Genomic DNA, 20225 nt, shown 5'->3' on the forward strand with positions numbered 1-20225 from the left:
TTTTAAGGCACGCAGTGCCATGAGTCCAGCGCTGTATGACGACAGCGTCAGAGTGATCCTATCACCTCGGCTTCTCTTCATCTCTGCTCCTCCGCTTGATGGCTTCCCTTCATAAATCATAAATGAGATCATTCATCCCGCGCGGTTTTTCCCGCGACATCTGGGCGCTTTTTACAACCAATATCATCAGCTCGATCGGTTTTTCCGTAACCATGCCGTATATGAGCTTGTACCTCCACAATGTGCTTCATGTACCGATGACTATCGTAGGTGTTATTTTGATGACTACGCTTCTTATCGGGTCGACCCTTGGCTTGTATGGCGGTGAACTCAGCGACCGTCTGGGAAGAAAGTACATCATGGTCCGTTCCCTCTCCGTCCGGTTCTTTGTTTTTCTCCTGTTGGGCATCGCCATTATGCTTTTTCCCCACGTATTGATCATCGCCGGGCTCATGCTGTTGAATTCCATACTTTTCTCCTTCTATGGCCCGGCGTCGCAGGCATACATCGCCGACCTTACCAATGAAGAAAAGAGAATATCGGCGTACGGCCTGCTGCGCATGGGCGGCAATCTCGGCTGGGCATTGGGACCGGCATTGGGCGGACTGATCGCGGCATTCGATTATTCATATCTTTTTTTCTTCACTGCTTTCTGCATGGCGGTCGCGGTCTTTGTCCTCACCCGATACAGCCGCGAATCATTGGACCGGACGCATGTCGTGCGTCATGACGAGACAACGGTCCAAAGTATCTTTTCGGTCGTCAGGGACACCCAGTATTTTGTTTTCGCGCTCATCTGTCTTATCATCTTCACGGTCTGGGGGCAGCTGGTCTCTCCCATTTCGGTCTACAGCGTCAACTGCGTGGGCATTTCAAAAATTCAGGTGGGATTTCTCTTTTCCATTAACGGCTTCATGGTAGCGGCCCTTCAGTATTTCATCACGAGCATGATCCGGCGGAACCGGGAACTTGACGCGCTCTGGATCGGCTCATTGATCTACGCCGCTGGTTATCTCACGGTTGGCTTCGCGACTAATTTTTTCATGCTGGCGCTGTCAATGGTCGTTATTACGGTCGCGGAAATGGTGATAACACCGGCCACGCAAAGCTACGCTTCGATCATTGCCGACCCCCGTCACCGGGGACGCTATATGGGCGTTTTAAACCTGTCACAGACCATGGGCTGGGCGATTGGCCCGCTTCTGGGCGGCATCATGCTCGATATCTTCCCGGGCAGGAATTTCTATAGCTGGTCGATCATCGCCGGTATCGCGGTGTGCGCTTGTTTTGGGTTCATCTTCTTCAAGAACAAGTATCGGTCATCATGTCTCCAGGCACCGGCATCTTCGCGATAATCAACCCGCGGGCCGCATCGAACCGTGCCCGCCATCAATGGCAGCGCATCCAGCAGCGCATGATCGATCAGGGATTCAGCGTGACGCTCCGGTTCACGGAAAAAAAATCCCATGCGGTCGCACTGACCCAGGAAGCCGTGCAGGCGGGAGTGCGCTACATCGTGGGCATTGGCGGCGACGGAACATTCAACGAGATCATCAACGGATACATGAACACGGGCGTCTGCGCCGACCGGCTGCCTGAACTCGGTCTGATCGCAGCGGGCACCGGATCGGACCTCATCCGGACTTTCAATATCCCGGTCGATCCGTGCCGGGCGGTCGACACCATACTGAACGGCAGAACCCAAGCCATGGACATCGGCAAAGTGCTGTTCCATGATGGTCACCGGACCTGGACCCGTTACTTTGCCAATGTGTTCGATGTCGGCCTCGGCGGCATGGTCGTTCGCATCGCCAATTCCCTCCCCAAGTCGCTGGGCGGATTCCTGACATTTTTCCTCTCCAGCGTCGCCGGGCTCGTGCTTTTCAAACCTCAGCCCTTGCGTCTTCGCGCGGATGGGAGAACGATCGATACTGGGCCCATGAATATCGTGGGCGTCGCCAACTGCCGCTATTTCGGTGGCGGCATGGATATTGCGCCCATGGCGCGGTTCGATGATGGAGTGCTGGAACTGCTGTATGTCAAGAATACCAACTTGTTCAAATTCCTGAGCCGCGTATTGCTGCCGGTCTATGAAGCAAAACACCTCGCCTACGAACATCTTTATCATCGCGCCGTGCAAAAGATCGAAGTAAGCGGCGACCGGTTGTTTTTAGCGGATATTGACGGTGAGGAAGAAAAAGCGCTCAGCGCTGAAGTGTCAGTGATCCCCAACGCGATAAGGATCCGCACACCGCGTTAGTTCTCTTTAACAGCTTTTCTGGCAATAATACCCTCTCCATGTTTGAGCATGATAAAATAAACACCTGGGCTAAGTGTTCTTTGATCATTGTCTGGTGGCCACCAGGTCCATGCCTTCTGAACCATTTGGTTAAATACTGCCTGGTGGGCGATCGGACATTGACATATGCACAATTATCTATATACTACAATGATTGTATAAAAAATAAAAGGAGAAAAAATGAAAAAAATTCTACTCTGTCTATCCTTAATAATGCTGATCACCCTTTCGGCTCAAACTCAGGTCTTGAAAAAGATCAAAATCGACCGAAAAATAGAAACACAACTGGTTTCGTTGTTCGACAAAAAACCGCAGCATATAGAATTGTATGCTACCGAGGATAATGCCTACGTTGTTGAGGCTTCGTACGAGGACTTGAAACTCACCAAGCAACTGTCCGCCGAAGAATACAAGGCGATAATGGAAAGACAAGTGGACAAGCTCGCGATCCTGGAGAATGCCCGCGTGCCGCACCTGATCGGTCAGAGTTTTTCGGGAATAGCGATATACATGTGGTCCCTTCCCATTACAATTTTTGATAACACCACCGATAATAGCACTGCTGCGCTAGCGGTAGGCTTGTTCACTCCTTTTGTCTATACCGGTGCCCAGTTCTTGTTCACTAGCCACGCCAATATATCATCGGGAACGGCATATGGATCTTTTTTGGGTAGTATAGAAGGAGCCGCTCATGGTGTTGTCGGATTCCAATCTGTACGAACGATATTCCCCGTGAGCCTCGTGGAAAATATGACGGATTTCACGCTCGGCCAGACAATGGGTTTCACGCCCGCAATGTTCCACCGCAAATTCAACCACGTGGTATACGGCTACTATCATTATTTCGCCATAAAAGATCTTATCAATGGTGACCTTGGTATGGATAATAATATGGACGACATCGACGCGGGTCTCGCCACGCTTTCTTCAGTCTTAGAGGGCTATGGATCCTTGTTCCTGTCGCGCAACAGTGAATACCTTTCATTTGGTGATGCGCTCTTTGAAATGCGAACCGGCATTATCGGCGGGCAGACCATACCTCTTATTTTGTTAAGTTTCGATCTTTATAACGGCCGCGAGAGTTCATTCAATGATCGGATCTATGCTGCGACATCGCTTGCTGGATTTGCCGTCGGTTCTTACATCGGACTGCAGTCGTCTAAAGTGAACAACCTGTCAGCGGCTTCGGGAGTATTCACATATGTAATACCCTATCTTGCCCATGGTCTGACGGCAGGTATTGGAGTGCTGATGGAATCCGATCCCTCTTCCGAAGCCAACTGGTATTGGCGCGCCTACCCCATCACTTTCAGCGTCCTTGATATAGGCATGACGTATTATATTTATAAGGCGTTTGCGAAAAAAGAAATGACGGGTATGAAGCATGATCGCCACGATCAGGAAAAAATGGGATTGAATTTCTATCTAAATCCCGCGCCGCTTTTTTACAGGAACGAATTCATACGCAAAATGCCGGTCGCAGGACTATCCTGGAATTTCTAAAGATCCTGCGGATCTTCGATGACCCCGTTCTTCGTAACAGAATTCAAAAATGATGGAACGGGACGCACAAATCAGCGCAGTGATAATAGGATAGATCACAGCCGTTTGTCTTGACATATCAGCGTTCGTCATTATAATTAGGCAACAAGGAGCTGATATGATCCTTCGCGCTCTGGCGCTTTTCATCGTCATCATAAGTTTACTGTCGGCCGGTGTCATAACCGAGACCATAGAATTTACACCTGCTGATTTCCAGTTTTCCACTCAAAATGGATACGACGTCGTAACTTTGCAAGGACAGTTTTCTACAACCGAAAAGGGGCGTCCTTTTTTACCGGCGGTCACTTATTACTATCTCATCCCGCCTACGGCTGAGATCACTTCCGTAGAGATTATTTCTTCTTCCATACAGGATTTTACGGGTAAGTATACCCCATATCCCGTACAGACCATCAGGCCTTTCTCAACGAACCGCATCATTCCCTTTGTCGAACCTGACGCCGGCGTTTATGGATCGGCCAAACCTTATCCCCGCGAGATCGTCGAGGCAATTCCCAGCGGTTGTCTATCCGGATACCGCTTGGCTGGTGTGATGCTTTACCCGGTGCAGTTTATCCCGGCTGAAAAAAAGCTGCGCCTGTATAAAAGCATCACTCTTAAGATAAATTATACTGTAGGGCGCCATCCAACGATCCCGCTTACCAAAAGCCAGGCCGACCTTTTTGGCGCGGAAGTAAAGAGCCTGGTGCGTAATCCAGAGACTATTGAATACTGGCGCCCGAGCGAATACAACGCGCGTGCCGGCGAGATCGACATGGTTATCATTACCAGTACAGGCCAGGCAGCCAACTGGAACGCTTTGAAAACCTGGAAGACCAAGAAAGGCATCAACACCGCGGTCATAAGCACCGACTCGGTCTACGCACAGTACGCGGGCCGTGACAATCAGGAAAAGATTAGAAATTTTATCCGTGATTATTGGCAGACCAAAGGGCTGAAATACGTCATTCTCGGCGGCGACGACATGATAATACCCGACCGCAAGACGACTCTTTGGGTCGAAGAGAGCACGATCGTTGGCGACATCCCGACCGATATGTACTATGCAGACCTGCAATGGTCATGGGATGGCAATCACAATGACCTCTTCGGTGAAATGGAAGACACCGTGGATCTCTTCCACGATGTCTATATCGGCCGGGCGCCGGTCGACAACGCCACCAACATAGCGACGTTCACGCGCAAGGACACGGTGTTCGAAAAACATCCCGATACGACCTATATGAAAACTTTGTTGCTTCCTTCAGAAATGCTGTTCGACCCGTATCACGGCAAGTATCCCAACAATATCATTGCCAGCTATTTCCCGGGTACCTGGAAGATCTCGAGGCTCGAAGATCCGTCATACAATCAAACCCGTGATTCGCTCAATAAGGGTTTCCAGCTGTGTCATGTCGCAGACCATGGCAGCCCCTGGTCTCTTGGCGTCCTTGACATAGAACAGGTATCCACCCTGACCAACGGTATAAAATACGACATCTTAAACGGCATGAACTGCGATTGCGGCAGTTTTGACGGTATGGACTGCATCGCGGAAAGTTTGGTGAACATCCCCAACGGCGGCTGCGTCGCGACCATGCTCAATTCGCGTTACGGCCTGGGATATCCTCCCGGTCTTGGCCCATCCGAGATCCTCGATATTGAGATCTTTAAGAGTTTTATCGTCGCCGGAGCTCTGGAATTTGGAGCTGCACACGGGCGGGCAAAAAATTTCTGCCGGGCTATGGCCATGTCACAGTCACCGACCCGCTGGTGCGTGTACGAGAACACGCTGTTCGGCGATCCATCGCTCGCCGCGTACGCGACAAAACCGCAGCATATGACCGTCACGTACGCATCGTCAATACAGGCCGGGCCGCAGGCATTCCGCGTAATGGCAAGTATTACCGGTGTACCTATCAAGAGCGCGCTGATTTGCGCGATGAAGGGTACGGAAGTGTATGCAACGGGCCGCACGAATGCACTGGGCTGGGTCGACCTGTTCGTGAACCCCTCCACCGGCACCATGAACGTGACGGTCACGTCAGAGAACTGCCTGCCCTTTGAAGGCACCTGCACCGTGACCGCCGGCTCACCAAGACCATGTATTACCTACTGGGCCCATCACGTCAATGACGCATCAGGTAATAATAACGGACGCATGGATCCGGGCGAGACCGTTGATCTGGTCATAACGCTTAAAAATCAGGGCAATGCGACCGCGACGAATGTATCGGGAAAGCTCAGGACGACGTGTCCTTATATAACATTTATTGATTCGACGGCGATATACGGTACTGTTCCAGCCGGTGACACTTCGACCGGCGCCGGCGATATCTACCGGCTGCAGGTTTCGAGCACCGCGCCCCAGGGTACGGAAGCAGAATTCATCGTTTTTTCCCAGGCCGGTGAAGGCACCTGGGAGCCTTTCTTCATTGATATCATCGGTACTATTCCCCAACCGGGGCTGGTCTGGGCAGACCATGATACGGGTGCGTGCGTGCTTTCGGTCACGACCTTCGGCGGATTCGGGACAACCTATCCTCATGGCGAAGGTTCGGGCTTTAAATACTCAAAGATCGTTTCTAACGGTTCATTGTATTACGGAAGCATGGTCTGCGGAACCAGCTCTTCGTATATCGTTGACCGCTTCTACGGACCGCCATCTTCCTCCACGATCAACTATGATTTCAATATCCTCGATACGCTCAAGCCCGTCCTGCCGCCGCGCGCAGCATGCGAAGAGTATGAAGCGGTCTATAGCGATTCGGGCCATGCCAGCCCAAAGGGGCTGATCGTCACGCAGTGGAGCCTGATGAATTCACAGCCTGGTTATGATGACTGGGCTATCGTGTGCTTCGATTATTTCAATTCCGGATCAACGTCGATCACCAACTTCTATTCGGGCATGATGTTCGACTTTGATTTATATAATACCACGGACAATATCGTGAGGTCCGACACGGTCCGCAGGTTCACGTACATGATGCAGCCTTACTCCATGTACCCTACCTGCGGGGTCAGGCTCATTGAACCGATAACAGCGCGCAATCTGTCCGCGATCGACCACCTTTATTATGTCGAACCTGCGACCATGATGACCGAAGCGGTAAAAGACTCATTTTTAAAGGGTCTACTGCAACTGCGTAACAGCACCAGGACTGATAATTATTCGATCTGCGTCTCGGCTGGCCCCTATACTATCACTCCGGGCGGAAACGCGCGTGCCGTGTACGCGGTCGTTGGCGGCAATGATTCCACGCTCGCAAAGATCAACTCGGACAGCGCCCAGTCATGGTGGGACCAACACAGCGGCGCGGTCGAAAACCGTCAAGCCGCGCACATGCGGCGAGCCGTATTACAGCTGGTCCAAAACCCGGCCCGTCATCACATCGGGATCGCCTATCAACTGAACAAAAATGAAACGGTGGCGATCGATCTTTACGATGCTACCGGCCAGCGCCGTACGCGGATCTTTGAGGGCACGCTTACTGGAAAGGGTGTGCTTAACTGGACCCCCGCGCACCTTGCGCCGGGCGTCTATTTCGTCAGGCTGCAGCAGTCAACCGGCGATTCCATTGAAAAAGTCCTGTACTTGAGGTAAAAGAAAGGTATTCCTTCCCCGACCTCATGAAATTGGCAAGTAAGATCTATATCCTCGTGACCGGCACGGTAGCGGTATTCACGCTGCTGATCGCAGTCGGAGCCGGTTATGTGAGCATCAGGCAGGCGTATAATAGCGTGGAAAAAAGAGGCCAGATCATGAGTAAAAATCTGGCCCACAATAGCCAGTTCGGAGTTCTCTTCTCTGATCAGGAATCGCTCATTCCGTTGATCGAAGGCATGATGCTGGAAAGCGATCTTTTGTACGCACGCGTCATGGACCGAAAAGGATTCGTCATCGCCGAGAAATCGCGGGCCATGGGCGGCGAACCACTGAAGGAATTCATTGCACCCATTATCATCGACACGCTGTCACCGTACCAAGAAGAGCTGGAACTATTCAAACTGGCACCGAACGGCAAGGAAAACATCCCGATCGGCAAAGTTTATATCGCCATGTCGCTTAAGACCGTCATCAAGGAAACAAGGAATTTTATCCTGATCCTGTTGACCATTATCATTGTCACCGCTCTTATCAGCTACCTCGGGCTCGCCCTCATACTGAGATCGGTATTCGTGCAGCCGATTCAGCAGCTTGAAAACGCATCCCGGAAGATCGCTTCCGGCAACCTGAATTTCAAGATCTCAATGACTTCGAACGACGAGCTCGGTTCGCTCGCAGCGGCGATCAATAAAATGACCGAAGACCTCAGGGAAAAAACCGTGTCCAAAGAGTATATGGACAATATATTCATGTCCACTACGATCAGTCTGATCGTCACGGATACGCGCGGGAAAATGAGAACCGTGAACAAAGCCACCGAAGAGATGCTGGGCTATAAAACCGAGGAGCTTATCGGCAGCCCTATTTCCATGATCGTTGGCGATGAAGCCATTCACCGCTGGAGCGTGGTCAGTAATTTCAAAGGCGTCGACGTTATCAGGAACGTGGAAGGAATTTATCTTAACAAAAGCAAAACCGCGATCCCCGTTCTTTTTGCCAGCGCTTTGATGAAGGACGGCAATCAGCAGGTGATCGGTCTTGTCTGCTCAGCGCGCGATATCACCGAGCGAAAGCAGACCGAAGAGGAACTCAAGAGAAATTACGTGAAAATGCAGAAGATGATGTCGCAGACGGTCGTATCCCTGGCATCGGCCGTTGAGATGAGGGATCCCTATACGGCCGGTCATCAGCGCCGTGTCGGCCAGCTGGCGACCGCGCTGGCAAAAGAAATGAAGCTATCGGATGACGATGTTCAGGGTATTAACATGGCGGCGTTAATCCATGATATCGGGAAATTGCAGGTGCCGGCGGAGATATTGAGCCGTCCCAGTGCCCTGAGCGACCACGAATACAACCTTGTCAAGCTGCACAGCGTCATGGGATACGAAATCTTGAAATCGATCGATTTCCCCTGGCCGGTCGCGGAGATAATCTATCAGCACCATGAACGGCTGAACGGTTCGGGATATCCCCGCGGCCTCAAAGGAGATGTCATATTGCCGCAGGCCAAGGTACTTATCGTCGCCGATGTCGTGGAGGCGATGATCTCGCACCGTCCATACCGGCCCGCCAAGAGCATCAAGGACGCGCTGAACGAGATCACCAAATACAAGGGCATGCTGTATGAACCGGTCGTCGTCGATGCCTGTGTCGTGCTGTTCAAGGAAAAAGGACTGAAACTGGATTGATAAACCACCAGCGTTGCCGCCCTTGACAAATCCGACATTTATAGTATAATAATATAAGATTTCAGAATAACCCATAAAGGGGGTGTTATGAAGCTTAAACTACTTTGTGTTTTGGGTTTGGTCCTGGCATTCAACATGGTTTACGCTGCGACCAGGGTTGTGATGTGTGAAGAGTACTACATGGCGACTTGAGCAACCTGCCCTTATTCCAGCAGTCTGCTGGACACCGTCTGTATTCTACAGTATCCCACCGCGACTACGCTGATCGAGTTGCACTCAGTATCCGGTAATTTTGGTTATTTCGCTGAAGCCGCTGCACGCACGAGTTTCTACACTTTTTACGGCTACCCGTCGCTATTCAGAGACGGCAAGGACATCTGGAGCGGGTCGTCACCATCTGATTGGCGTGATTCGGTCGTTGCTCGCATGGCTAAGCCATCGCCCATGACCCTGACCATTACCGGGTCATATAACGCGGGGGCAAACACGGGCACCATCAGTGCTTCCTACCGCAATGATTCTTCAGCATCGGTGACCGCCCGGTTCTATTTCGTCGTCACCGAAGATAGCCTGTATAACGTTGATCCCAATGGCCATGCGTGGCATAACCACATGGGCCGCGATTTCCTGCCTGACCAAACCGGCGAGCAAGTAACGATCGCGGCGGGCGCGACCGCGACCAGAAGCCGGAATTTCACGATCAGCGGCTCCTGGAACGAGAACCGCTGCGCCATCGCGACCTGGCTTCAATACGACGCGCCTTCCCGTGATGTCCTGCAATCAGGGCACGTGAACATCATGAACCTGGTGGGCGTGGACGAAGGCAAATCGGTCGCCGCCGACTTACCTTTTGCCCGGCAGGTCAATAACCCATGTTCCCGATCCGCTAATTTCATCATCCATGTCCTGGAAAGATCAGAATACACGGTATCCTTCTTTGACATTACCGGACGCCGGCTGCGGATGCTGTCGGGGATCGCATTGCCCGGTAACAATGATGTGTCCTGGGATCTGCGGGATATGAACGGGAACCGTGTCAGCGCCGGGATCTACCTGTACCGGATAACGAACCCGAACATAAACAAAACCGGGAAATTGATCGTGCGATAATTAACTTATACGCGAATAGTAATAACGGGCAGTAAGCGAACTTACTGCCCGTTATTTTTGTACAAATTTTGAACTTTTCAGGTAAACAATGAGGGCTTTTTGTCCAACTCTTTAACCGTTTCCCAAAACCATTTTTGCGCTTTTTTTTGGGCTTTTTTGATCTCATCAATACTATCGAGCAGATATAGCGATCGCAGACGTTCCACCACTTCCCTCGGCAGTTCGTGATACAAGTATGCCGTGAAAAAATCAAAATGGATCGGGTTGTACTTCATCCTCAGGGCCATGACAAGCGGCCGGAAAGTATGCGCGATATAAAAACTGTAGGCATGGATGTCGTTGCCGCGATTCAGTTCCTTTTCCGTGAGGACCTGGAAGAGTTCGAACGTCGCCTTCATGGCTGCCAACCGGTTCTTTAGTTTCTTTTCGAATACGCTTTTATCCACCGGTTCGTTCTTGATCACGCCCGTCTTGTCAAAATGAACCACCGGTTCGCCATGGATCTCGTACTGCAGGAATTTATCTTTGCTCGATCGTTTCATTACTACCAGGTCAAAGAATAAAAAAGGGCTGGCGCTTTTCAGCCGCCAGAAGACCTGGGCATGGCCGTGCCATGTCGGTTCGGGCAGCCGGTATTTGATAGCCAACCCTGAAAGCGCGGTGAGGGACTTTTCGGCCGCCGTCAGCGTGTCTTCGACTTTGTCGTCACCGCATACCAGCATCAGGTCGATGTCCGACCACTGGTCCAGCCGGTTGAAGCTCGCCGACCCCATTTCCCACATGGCGTGTATGTATTCCAGCGGCTTAAGATCGGAGATCAAGGTCTCGATGATCTTTTTTCGATCAAGCAACATGGTTCTCTCCTTCATCCTTTCATCCCTGCTTCCTTGGGTTTTATTGTGTATCTGCTGCTCTCTCATTCTTCATAAATATGAATGTCATCAAAGTACGCCGTGCCGTCATTGCCCCATTGGGTTTCCAGGGCGAATATCTGAGTGGTATCCCGCGGCGCGGCCGTGAGATCGCTCGCGATCAACAATGTGTCTTCAAGCCAGACATCCATCAGCAGGCTGTCGTAATCCAGTTCTACCTTGACCGCGTACCACGTATCGTACGCCCACGTGTACCCGGTGCCCTGCCCGGCAATGCCTGTCGCGTAGATCTGAAAATCGCTCGTTGAAAAAGTGACGAAATTCACGTCCCGGCTTTCACTACTGGATATAAACATAAAAAATCCGGTATTGGCACCGCCCGCGCTGCCGCTGGGGATCATTATCGCGTACTCGTACACGAGCCGGCGTACGTCCCTTGCTACAAGTGGCAGATCTATGCCGTCGGCCCGCACCCAACTTGAAAATCCATTGATCACGAAACCCATTGACCCGCCGTGAGATATCCCGCTCTCCACCCATGCATAGTTGCCGCTCCATAATTCATACCACCCCCTGGCTGAGGGATATTCATAAAAAGCGTAGGATTCAAAATCATCATGGAAATCCAATGGTCCTATTGTCACGGTCACGGTTATGGTCTCGGACTTGCCCTGATGACCGTCATAATCGTACGCAATAGCGTAGATTTCATGCTGGGAGCTGTCAGGCAGCATCGTAGTATTCCACGTGTAGACGTATGGCGCGATCGTATCCTGACAGACCAGGAGGGAATCATCAATGAAAAGATCAACGCGCAATACCGCTTCAACGTCGGTCGCCTCGATCACGATATCAACAAAACCCGTGACCGTAGCCCCGTCGGTGGGGCTGGTTATCTCGGCCGTCGGAATGTTCTTTTCACAACCCGATCCGGTCAAGAAGACAATGCTCGCGGTCGCCAATACAATCAATTGAAGGTTTTTCATTTTTCCTCCGTAAAATTATTTATGCTTTATTTCAATTCAAAACTGACCGACACTCTGGCGTTGACCGTAATCTGGCCCGGCGCGATCGCGCTTTCATCTGACGCGGTACCACTGCCTCCACCGGCATTCTGTACGACGTTCTGCGACATGCCTCCGCCGTAAGAGCGACCCCAATAACCGCCGCCGTACCAGGACCACCAGTTAGAATACTCCTCTTTTATTGACTGAGGTTTGCCTATTTCCAAACCAAGTTCGCCAGCCAGTGCAGTCGCTTTCTCTTTTGCAGCTTTGATCGCCAGGGCGCGGGCCGTATCCCTGTGCTTGCGAAGCTCGGTCGTGCGGAACTGTATGCCGTGAACATAGGTTACGCCGGATTCAAGCACCGCGGTCAGCAGATCCTCGAATTTAGGAACATCCCGCAGGGTAACAACTATCGTCTTCCATACCGAGTAGCCGTCGATATTCGTCGTCCGTTCATCAAAATAATCAGGATACGTCGGGTTGATCGTGAAGTACTCGGTTTTTAAGTGCTTAGCTTCGATCCCAAACGATTCGATCGTTTTTATCGTTTTTTTCACGATATCTTCATTCGACTGTTCTGCGATATCCAGCTTGGCGTTCCAGGTATGGACACCCAAGGTGATGATCACCTCGTCCGGCACGACCATAACATCCGCGTCGCCGGTCACCGTAACCAGCCGCGCGTCCTTGTCATTGCCGCCGTCATCATCAGCGTAAATTGTTGGTATGATCACAAAAAGCGCAACTATAATAACAAAGAATTGCACGGTGCTTTTTAACATATGGCCTCCATTGTGGATAATTATATCCACGGCCATCACCCGGTCAAGACGCGATAATAACCGGTAACGCCTGATATTGACTAAAATAACGGCATAACTATAATAGCTATGGTATATTTGGTTATTTAGCCTTGTTCAAAATGGACACTCTCAACGATGAATAAACGAAAGACCCAAGTCTTAAGTTGTGAAAAAATAATAGATATCTTACGCAATCGTGCTGCGGTGTTGAACATGGATCCCTGTCAGGACATGGTGACGCCTTATTGCTGCAGGCGAGAGTGGGCATGGCGCAGTCAGGAAGGGAACAACCAATGGTTGGCTGCGACGATCCTGAAAAAAAGTTCATTGAAGCCATAGCTATTTATGAGAAATTGAGCCAGCCTTATAACCTAGCAAGGGCGTACTATTACTATGCACGGTGGCTCAAGTTTCGAGGTTTGACCGAAGAATCAAAAAATTATTATACAAAATCCCGCGAAATCTGCGAAAAAATCGGCGTGAAATTTTTTAGATAACATGGTAACGGCAATCTACTTAACAAAGTATTTACCGTCTTATTCTATTTTACTTTTATCACCTTGACGCAACTGCCGTTGGCTGCCGTTTTTGCCCTAACAAAGTAAACGCCCGCGCCCAGCTTCGAGCAATCATAATAACCGTTACGGGTCATACCGATCAAACCGCCTGAAGCATCATAAACATAGGCCTCGTTGCCTTCAAAATAATCACGCAGCTCAATGGCATTCGTGACGACCGTCGACTTGAGCAGGGACATCCGGCTGGCATTACCCGACCCCTCCTCGATGCCTACTTCTACATCGATATTTCCATAGATGTCATAAGTGGATCGCGTTTCACACCAGACATTCAGGCAGCGATCATTAGCACCCGGGATCACGTCACCGTAGTAGCAATTATAGGTAGAATTGGATATCTTAAAGGCGGTCTCAATGGGCATGCCTGATGCACTGTAAAATATTCCGTAGACCTGGTAAACACTGCCATCCATGATACTGTAGGTGACAATGAAGTTATAACCATCAAATGCAAGCCCCATTGAATTATAATAATAAATACCGGTAGCGATCGTGAATGGACCACTGATCCGTGCGCCATTGCTGTCCAGCACCACGCCTTTTATTGCGTAATCAGAACCAGTATATTCTACCCACGCCACAAAGTAATTTGCTCCATTAGAAGCCAGGCGGGTACCGAATATGTATCCGCCGGGAACCGCTACCACCAACGTATCACCAAGTGTGCCGGTCGTGTCAATGAACCTGCCCATGATCTGATAAGGGCTGGTTCCGTAAGTCCAGACCGCCAAGAACCTGGTGCCGCCGAATGCCACGGACGGGTAATACTGGAAAAAGGTGTTGTTTGGTCCTACAAGCATGCCGCTCGGTTCCATCACGCTGCCGCCGGGCGTTACCCGGGCACCAAAGATCTGGTAATAAGGGACGGTCCTGCCGTCACTCCACACGACCATATAGTAGCCGCCGCCGAACGCTACGTCAGGACTGTACTGGATATTCGGGGCATTGGAAATAACAACCGAGTTGATTGTATCGCAGTTCGAAGTGACACGCACTCCGTAAATATCGCCGTAACTTCAGCAGCCGTTGCGGAAAACAGCCATGATATTGGTGCCGTCAAAAGCCACTTCGGCCTTTGCTTTGACCGTGTCGGCGAAAAGCCATTTTCCGCCGGGGTCCAGTACCGTACCGTCGGCCGTTATTCTCGCGCCGTACAGGACATATATGTAGGACATGGCGCCAAAACGGTAATCGGGCCAGAAGACATAATACTGACCATTGGCGAAGATCGGCGTGGGATCGATCTGCATATCAACATCAGTACAAACAGGGAAATCTGCGTTGAACAAGCAAACTGAGAACAACAACGAAATAATATCCATGTATCCTCCATTTGATTATTATATTAATAATTAAAAATATGTCAATAGCCCTAAACCTGCAGATAACCACCGGATAAACCATTCAAAATCATACACATCAAGACTGTCTGGTTTTGTATGATTTTGCCACATATTACTGTTTGTTTCAGTTACTTAAGCATATCATATAAGGTACATCTTTGTATTTTCAAGAAAGCTGCCACTTCACATAGCTTCACATTGTATCTATGAATCAATATTTTCACGAACTCATAACGCCCAGTCTTCTCATAATGTCCTTTTGGAAAGAAAAGCGCATCTCTGCTGATTTTCAACTCATTACACACGTGTTCGCATATCACATTTAAATCAAAAACCGTCTTTCTTTCACTCCATATAATGGGATCGTCTACAATATCAAGCACAAATTTCTTATAATTATTTATAGCACTCGACCCATCACCGAACTGTTCCAATATAATATCAGGTCTTACCCAATTGCACTTCACGATACCAATGTATATACCATAGCTTGTCCATTCATAATCAATTGGATCGGTGACTATTCCACCTTCCACCGCTTGTCGGTGGATATATCTTGATAACCATTTTCCATACAGATTCGCTTGTACGATTTTATTATTAAAACGTTCTCCGAACACATGACTCGTCCTGTTATTTACACGGTTAAAATATTTTGCATAATCACCATGCAATTTCTTCATAAACTCTGAGATATTTTTGTCACGATCATAAACAAAAAGATGCACGTGATATTCCATTAACGCATAAGCAACAACAAAAACTGATAGATTATGCGAGTACTTTGCAAGTAGGCTTAAATATTTTGTGTAGTGCGCTCGCGCTTTGAAAATTGGATGGCGATCATTTCCCCAGGCATATACATGATGATATTGTTCTTCTCCACAGACTCTTGGTTTCCACACCATCAAAACCTCCCTACAATTGAAATAAAATAATTAGTAATTTCTTAAAACCATACAAAACAAGACAGTCTGGATTTGTATGCTAGCCTTTTTTTGCCGACCACTGCCTTACCATGACCAGCGCGAGGATCCCGGAAACAATAAAATACGCCAAGAGGACCAAAAACGAAATGTAGTTTTTCCCGATATATTCCGCCGTCGGGCAATTCAACAGCGCCGGCCTTATAAGATTCGTTGCATGAGTCAAGGGATTGGCGGCGATCGCGTATTTCAATAACCCCGGCGCGGTCATGACCGGATAATAGATATTTGATAGGAACGTTAGGGGCAGGGCGAGGAACTGCATGACGATATCACGGGCATCCTCGGTCTTGATGACCAAACCGAGGATGAACCCCACGCAGAACCAAATGAATGTGCTGATCACGAATACGACCAGTGCTATCACAATGCCTGCCACGCCGGCTGATATCATGTGCATCATGGAAACCGCTACGACCCACAGGATCATGGCCTTGACCAAGGCTAAAACCTGAATGCTGATCATCCTGCCTGAAAAATACTCATGGAAACTCGTTGCCGTCATGTGGATCATGTCGATTATCTTCACCCTGCGATCGAGATTGACCAGCGACAGCGCGTATGGCAGGGTCAAAAAGGATTGCATTACGATCAGGCCGGGGATAAAGAAATGAAGATACGAAATATTTCTGTTCTCGAATGCTACTTTTTGAAAAACCGCGGAAAACAGGTATCCGAAGAACAAGAGGTAGAAAAAAGGCGGCATGAAATTCGACACCAGCCAATATGCCTTTGAATAGTGCAAACGGATCTCACGCCAGATTATCGCCCGCATCTTCCACTCCCATCTTCCTGAATACATCATTCAACGTGGCTTGCCCGGCGTCGATCGATCGCTTTAGGTTTTGCGGCGTATCGACCGCCAGGATCCTGCCATTGAATAAGAACGCGATGCGGTCGCTTAAGACCTCGGCTTCGTTCAGGTCATGCGTATTCAGGAAAATGGTCAGACCATCCCTTTTCATGTCATTGAAAATGGACCATAGCCTGTTCTTGAACAGGATATCAATACCCGAAGTTGGTTCGTCCATGAACAATATGTCGCCGGGCTTCAAGAATGCGCGCGCCACCAGAAGCCGCTGCACCTCCCCGCCAGAAGCATGAAATGTCACCTGGTTCCGAATTTGACTGAGGGAAAACAGTTCAAGCAGTTTATCGATCTGGACCCGCAGGACCCGGCCAGGGATTTTCTGGAGCATGCCATAGAACACGAGGTTCTCGGCAATCGTAAGAAAAGGATCAAGGGTCGGCTGCTGAGGTATGATATTGATCCTTCCCTTAAGATACTGAGAACATGCGCCCACATCCCTGCCGAGCACCTCGATACGACCCGAATCAGGCCTTTCAAAACCGGTGATTATTTTGACGATCGTCGTCTTCCCCGCCCCATTGGGCCCTAACAAACAGAAGCACTCGCCTTTACCTACTTCAAGGTCGATGGTGTTCAGGACCTTCCTCCCATTGTAGCACTTTACCAGTTTGCTAACGCCGATCATTTTTTGTCGCTGCACTTCTCAACTCCGTTGGATCATCATGTAAACCTGTTGCCCGGTGGACTTTTCGGACAAAAGGGATCAGGCCTTAGTGCATCGCCGTGCGACTGTAGGGCCCGGACATAACATTTTCCCCTGATCGTATAACAACCGATCAATTGATCACAACGCTCGCATTCCTCCCGGGCCAGGTATTTGTACCCGCTCGTAGCAAAATCAGTCCGCCTTGGTGAATTCCAGATGCTGCTCAGTTTCTCATTTTTGATATTGCCAATGATAAAATCCTCGATATAGTATAGCACTTCACAGACCGTTACCGATCCATCAGGCAATATCACCAAGCCGTTCCTCCCGGCGTTACATACCGGTCGGTTTTTGTAAAATTCCATTTTTTCCTGCCACGACATGAACAGCGGATCTTTTATTTTCTTAAAATAGATGTTCACTGGCTTCAGGTATTTTTTCAAACTGGGGATCATTGCTTCAAGACTATCAAGATCACCAGGCTGACAGAACAGGGCATCGTTGTGAAAAAATCTGGACCGGGAATACTGGGATAGTGTTATTTGTTTCACCCCCCATTTCGCGAAATCCCGGACTGACATTTCTATTGAACGGATGTTATACGATGTCAGAACGCTGTTTATATTGACCGTCAAGCCCTCTGAAACCATATCTTTTATTGACTTGACGATAGAATCGAAATAATTGTTCTTTCCGACCAGATACTCAGCGATATCCTTGTCTGACGAATCAATACTCACCTGCATCTCCCCCATGCCAAGCCCTTTAAGGCGCTGTATTGTCTTGGTGGACAACGGGGTTTTCGTAGCCAGCACGGGACGCACATCATTATCGACACATGCTTTGATCATATCCATGATATGGGTGTGACTAAAAGGGTCACCCCCAGAAAAAATGAGCGACGGTATTTGCATGTCTTTCATCTGAACCGTCAGGCACTTCACGTCATGCAGTGCCAGCTCTTGCAAAAATCGATGCCTGGGAGCATAACAATACCGGCAGTGACAATCGCATGAAAAGGTCGGAATGAGCATAATCAACTCGGGGACCGATGGACCGCTGGATCGAGGACAGTATTGATTCCCCGGAAGAATAAAATCCTCAGGTCTATACTTCACGACATTCCTGACATTGGTATCGTCAACGAAGATCAGATGGTCCTTGAACTTGTTCAGGCAATTTACTACTATTTTTGCGGCCACCTTTTCATCAACGCGCAGGATATTGGAAATCGCATGTTTGACCTCGCTGACAGTTCTCTCACCATTGCATAGTGCCAGTAGGACCGCTTCAGGTGAACTAATGACTAACCGGCGGTTTTCCTTTTGATTAACAAATGGGTTCCTCGGGAATATGTGGATGTTGTCTTTTTCGTTGCGCATGCAGTATTCAGGATCAAGCGCCACAATGCGCTGTTCAAGATCGATCACTGAAATATCCATTTTATGCTACATTCAATATACAAATGCGTCAGGAGATATGAGCAAAAGTACTAAATACCCATATCCCTGACGCGCTTTCTGTCACAGCCCTTGTTTGCCGCAGAATATTTTAGGCTGCTGTTGTATCCTTAGATTAAAGACAATCAATATCCAGACTTCCGCTATGTGACAGTCACAGCTGAAATCGCGCAACCTGGCGTGCAACAAATAAGACACCTCCCATCGGCAATATACGTCTCCGTTGCCATTTCCAAAAAATCATTACGCAAATCCGCTTCACTAATCAATTTGCTCAATAAACCTGTATCCATGTGATCTAACCCCCTTTTTTTAATGAACGTTATTTATACCACCAATAGAACAATTGGTGATCTCATCTAATCATAAGCAATTTTTATGCCAGGTCGAATAGGTTGAGATTTCAACAAGTTGGGTAATGATCACTGACGAAAATGTCAAAATTTATGACGTTTTTGGCACAAACCGACAGCTTTTTTACTGGATCAACTACTTTTAGCGTGAAAGTTGGCTTTATTTCCCGAGGACTTTTAGCCTGGTTTCAGTCCGCTTGAGATAATCCTTTGCCTTATTGTGATTGGGATCGTTGGCCAGAACTTTCTGAAAGATCTTCTTTGCTCCAGCATAATCCGCCACGACGAATTTCGCATAACCTTCCTGGAATAATTTTTCTATCTCTTCCAGTGTCATTTTCTTTACGTCCCGAGGCTGGTTTTTCTTGGCGGTTACCAGGGAATCCACCCGACTGATACCAACGATAGCTTCGGTGAGGAGAGTATCGTACGCGTACAGCTGGTGATAATAAAACAAAGCATCAGGATATTTTTCTGTATTTTCACTTTCCCGGGCAAGACGGAAAAGGCTGTCATTCCAGGATTTTCTGGCGTTTGCATACATATCATTGGCACTATCAAGAGTGGCGGTCCTGAACCTGGAGTAAAATTTCAATGAATCCAGATGCAGCTTAGCCCGCGTAAAGTCGAAATTCTGCAGAACGTTTTTGATAATATCGGATTGATAACGGCATAATGAATCATATTTCCTGATCATTATCCGGTCCGTCTGCGCTACCATTTCCAGCGTAAAGATATAATTTTGCGCGGATACTTCCGCCGTGGTCGTCAGGGTTTCGTATCGGTCGGCTCCCAGCAAGAAGCGGTACGCTCCAGCAGTCAGCGGTAAATAAAAAGCACTTTTGTGGGTCACAAACGATTGTTTGTATTTATCGATGGTGACGCGGACAACCGGAAGCGCGCCTTTGTTTAATGAATCGCATATGGTAAACTGCGTGTTGATATTTTCCGCCGGGGTTTTTGGTTCTCCATAAAGCCCTCGGACCATTATCACGAATAAAATCAACCAGCTGCAACAAAAGGCAAAACCAAGCTTTAAACATCGCATGGCAAATAATAC

17 protein-coding genes are annotated in these 20225 nt (G+C 49.0%); 7 read left to right on the forward strand and 10 right to left on the reverse strand.

The window, feature by feature from the left end:
• The first annotated feature begins 122 nt into the window (after window positions 1-122).
• The 6 genes from VF399_01155 to VF399_01180 all read left to right on the forward strand — a co-directional run bounded on the left by VF399_01155 (window position 123) and on the right by VF399_01180 (window position 10246).
• A complete protein-coding gene (locus VF399_01155) occupies window positions 123-1355 on the forward strand; it encodes an MFS transporter (GenBank protein ID HEX7318948.1) in 1233 nt (410 codons plus the stop codon).
• Window positions 1325-2260, forward strand: a complete 936-nt coding sequence (locus VF399_01160) for a diacylglycerol kinase family protein (protein HEX7318949.1) — start codon at window positions 1325-1327, stop codon at window positions 2258-2260. The genes VF399_01155 and VF399_01160 overlap by 31 nt, the downstream gene beginning before the upstream one ends.
• 219 nt (window positions 2261-2479) lie before the next feature.
• A complete protein-coding gene (locus tag VF399_01165) occupies window positions 2480-3802 on the forward strand; it encodes a hypothetical protein (GenBank protein HEX7318950.1) in 1323 nt (440 codons plus the stop codon).
• Between the two features lie 157 nt (window positions 3803-3959).
• A complete protein-coding gene (locus VF399_01170; protein ID HEX7318951.1) occupies window positions 3960-7445 on the forward strand; it encodes a C25 family cysteine peptidase in 3486 nt (1161 codons plus the stop codon).
• A 26-nt stretch (window positions 7446-7471) separates the two neighbouring features.
• Entirely contained in the window at window positions 7472-9136 is a 1665-nt protein-coding gene (locus VF399_01175) for an HD domain-containing phosphohydrolase (GenBank protein ID HEX7318952.1), read from the forward strand.
• Window positions 9137-9406: 270 nt separating this feature from the next.
• Window positions 9407-10246 (forward strand): Omp28-related outer membrane protein, encoded by an 840-nt coding sequence (locus VF399_01180; GenBank protein HEX7318953.1) that lies wholly within the window; start codon window positions 9407-9409, stop codon window positions 10244-10246.
• A 77-nt stretch (window positions 10247-10323) separates the two neighbouring features.
• Here VF399_01180 and VF399_01185 read toward each other — a convergent pair whose 3' ends face one another.
• The 3 genes from VF399_01185 to VF399_01195 all read right to left on the reverse strand — a co-directional run bounded on the left by VF399_01185 (window position 10324) and on the right by VF399_01195 (window position 12907).
• Window positions 10324-11100 carry a hypothetical protein gene (locus VF399_01185; protein HEX7318954.1) on the reverse strand — a complete coding sequence of 259 codons (777 nt, stop codon included), beginning with the start codon at window positions 11098-11100 and terminating at the stop codon, window positions 10324-10326.
• A 62-nt stretch (window positions 11101-11162) separates the two neighbouring features.
• Window positions 11163-12104: an Ig-like domain-containing protein gene (locus VF399_01190; protein HEX7318955.1), complete on the reverse strand. Its 942-nt coding sequence runs from the start codon at window positions 12102-12104 to the stop codon at window positions 11163-11165.
• A gap of 26 nt (window positions 12105-12130) precedes the next feature.
• Window positions 12131-12907 carry an SIMPL domain-containing protein gene (locus VF399_01195; protein HEX7318956.1) on the reverse strand — a complete coding sequence of 259 codons (777 nt, stop codon included), beginning with the start codon at window positions 12905-12907 and terminating at the stop codon, window positions 12131-12133.
• Between the two features lie 266 nt (window positions 12908-13173).
• Here VF399_01195 and VF399_01200 point away from each other — a divergent pair, with 266 nt between their 5' ends.
• A complete protein-coding gene (locus tag VF399_01200; GenBank protein HEX7318957.1) occupies window positions 13174-13425 on the forward strand; it encodes a hypothetical protein in 252 nt (83 codons plus the stop codon).
• A gap of 44 nt (window positions 13426-13469) precedes the next feature.
• On the opposite strand, the gene VF399_01205 is transcribed toward VF399_01200, so the two are convergent.
• From VF399_01205 to VF399_01235, 7 genes are all read right to left on the reverse strand, one after another.
• Window positions 13470-14501, reverse strand: coding sequence for a hypothetical protein (locus VF399_01205; GenBank protein HEX7318958.1), 1032 nt, complete (start codon window positions 14499-14501; stop codon window positions 13470-13472).
• Between the two features lie 21 nt (window positions 14502-14522).
• Window positions 14523-14828, reverse strand: coding sequence for a hypothetical protein (locus VF399_01210; protein HEX7318959.1), 306 nt, complete (start codon window positions 14826-14828; stop codon window positions 14523-14525).
• A 149-nt stretch (window positions 14829-14977) separates the two neighbouring features.
• A complete protein-coding gene (locus VF399_01215; protein ID HEX7318960.1) occupies window positions 14978-15757 on the reverse strand; it encodes a transposase in 780 nt (259 codons plus the stop codon).
• Window positions 15758-15836: 79 nt separating this feature from the next.
• Window positions 15837-16610 (reverse strand): ABC transporter permease, encoded by a 774-nt coding sequence (locus VF399_01220; GenBank protein ID HEX7318961.1) that lies wholly within the window; start codon window positions 16608-16610, stop codon window positions 15837-15839.
• A complete protein-coding gene (locus tag VF399_01225) occupies window positions 16588-17331 on the reverse strand; it encodes an ABC transporter ATP-binding protein (GenBank protein HEX7318962.1) in 744 nt (247 codons plus the stop codon). The genes VF399_01220 and VF399_01225 overlap by 23 nt, the downstream gene beginning before the upstream one ends.
• Window positions 17332-17366: 35 nt before the next feature.
• Window positions 17367-18782, reverse strand: coding sequence for a radical SAM protein (locus tag VF399_01230; GenBank protein ID HEX7318963.1), 1416 nt, complete (start codon window positions 18780-18782; stop codon window positions 17367-17369).
• Window positions 18783-19325: 543 nt separating this feature from the next.
• The gene (locus tag VF399_01235) at window positions 19326-20159 is read right to left on the reverse strand and encodes a hypothetical protein (protein HEX7318964.1); all 834 of its coding nucleotides are present in this window, start codon (window positions 20157-20159) and stop codon (window positions 19326-19328) included.
• Between the last annotated feature and the right edge of the window lie 66 nt (window positions 20160-20225).

The sequence above is a fragment of the bacterium genome, assembly GCA_036382775.1.
In the GTDB taxonomy this organism is placed as follows: domain Bacteria; phylum Hydrothermota; class Tepidihabitantia; order SM23-42; family JAOAFX01; genus DASVHD01.

Excerpts from the sequence above, each read along its gene's own strand:
- VF399_01155 (HEX7318948.1), top strand. The coding sequence starts at position 123 with ATGAGATCATTCATCCCGCGCGGTTTTTCCCGCGACATCTGGGCGCTT.
- VF399_01160 (HEX7318949.1), top strand. The coding sequence starts at position 1,325 with ATGTCTCCAGGCACCGGCATCTTCGCGATAATCAACCCGCGGGCCGCA.
- VF399_01165 (HEX7318950.1), top strand. The coding sequence starts at position 2,480 with ATGAAAAAAATTCTACTCTGTCTATCCTTAATAATGCTGATCACCCTT.
- VF399_01170 (HEX7318951.1), top strand. The coding sequence starts at position 3,960 with ATGATCCTTCGCGCTCTGGCGCTTTTCATCGTCATCATAAGTTTACTG.
- VF399_01175 (HEX7318952.1), top strand. The coding sequence starts at position 7,472 with ATGAAATTGGCAAGTAAGATCTATATCCTCGTGACCGGCACGGTAGCG.
- VF399_01185 (HEX7318954.1), bottom strand. The coding sequence starts at position 11,100 with ATGTTGCTTGATCGAAAAAAGATCATCGAGACCTTGATCTCCGATCTT.
- VF399_01190 (HEX7318955.1), bottom strand. The coding sequence starts at position 12,104 with ATGAAAAACCTTCAATTGATTGTATTGGCGACCGCGAGCATTGTCTTC.
- VF399_01195 (HEX7318956.1), bottom strand. The coding sequence starts at position 12,907 with ATGTTAAAAAGCACCGTGCAATTCTTTGTTATTATAGTTGCGCTTTTT.
- VF399_01210 (HEX7318959.1), bottom strand. The coding sequence starts at position 14,828 with ATGGATATTATTTCGTTGTTGTTCTCAGTTTGCTTGTTCAACGCAGAT.
- VF399_01215 (HEX7318960.1), bottom strand. The coding sequence starts at position 15,757 with ATGGTGTGGAAACCAAGAGTCTGTGGAGAAGAACAATATCATCATGTA.
- VF399_01220 (HEX7318961.1), bottom strand. The coding sequence starts at position 16,610 with ATGCGGGCGATAATCTGGCGTGAGATCCGTTTGCACTATTCAAAGGCA.
- VF399_01225 (HEX7318962.1), bottom strand. The coding sequence starts at position 17,331 with ATGATCGGCGTTAGCAAACTGGTAAAGTGCTACAATGGGAGGAAGGTC.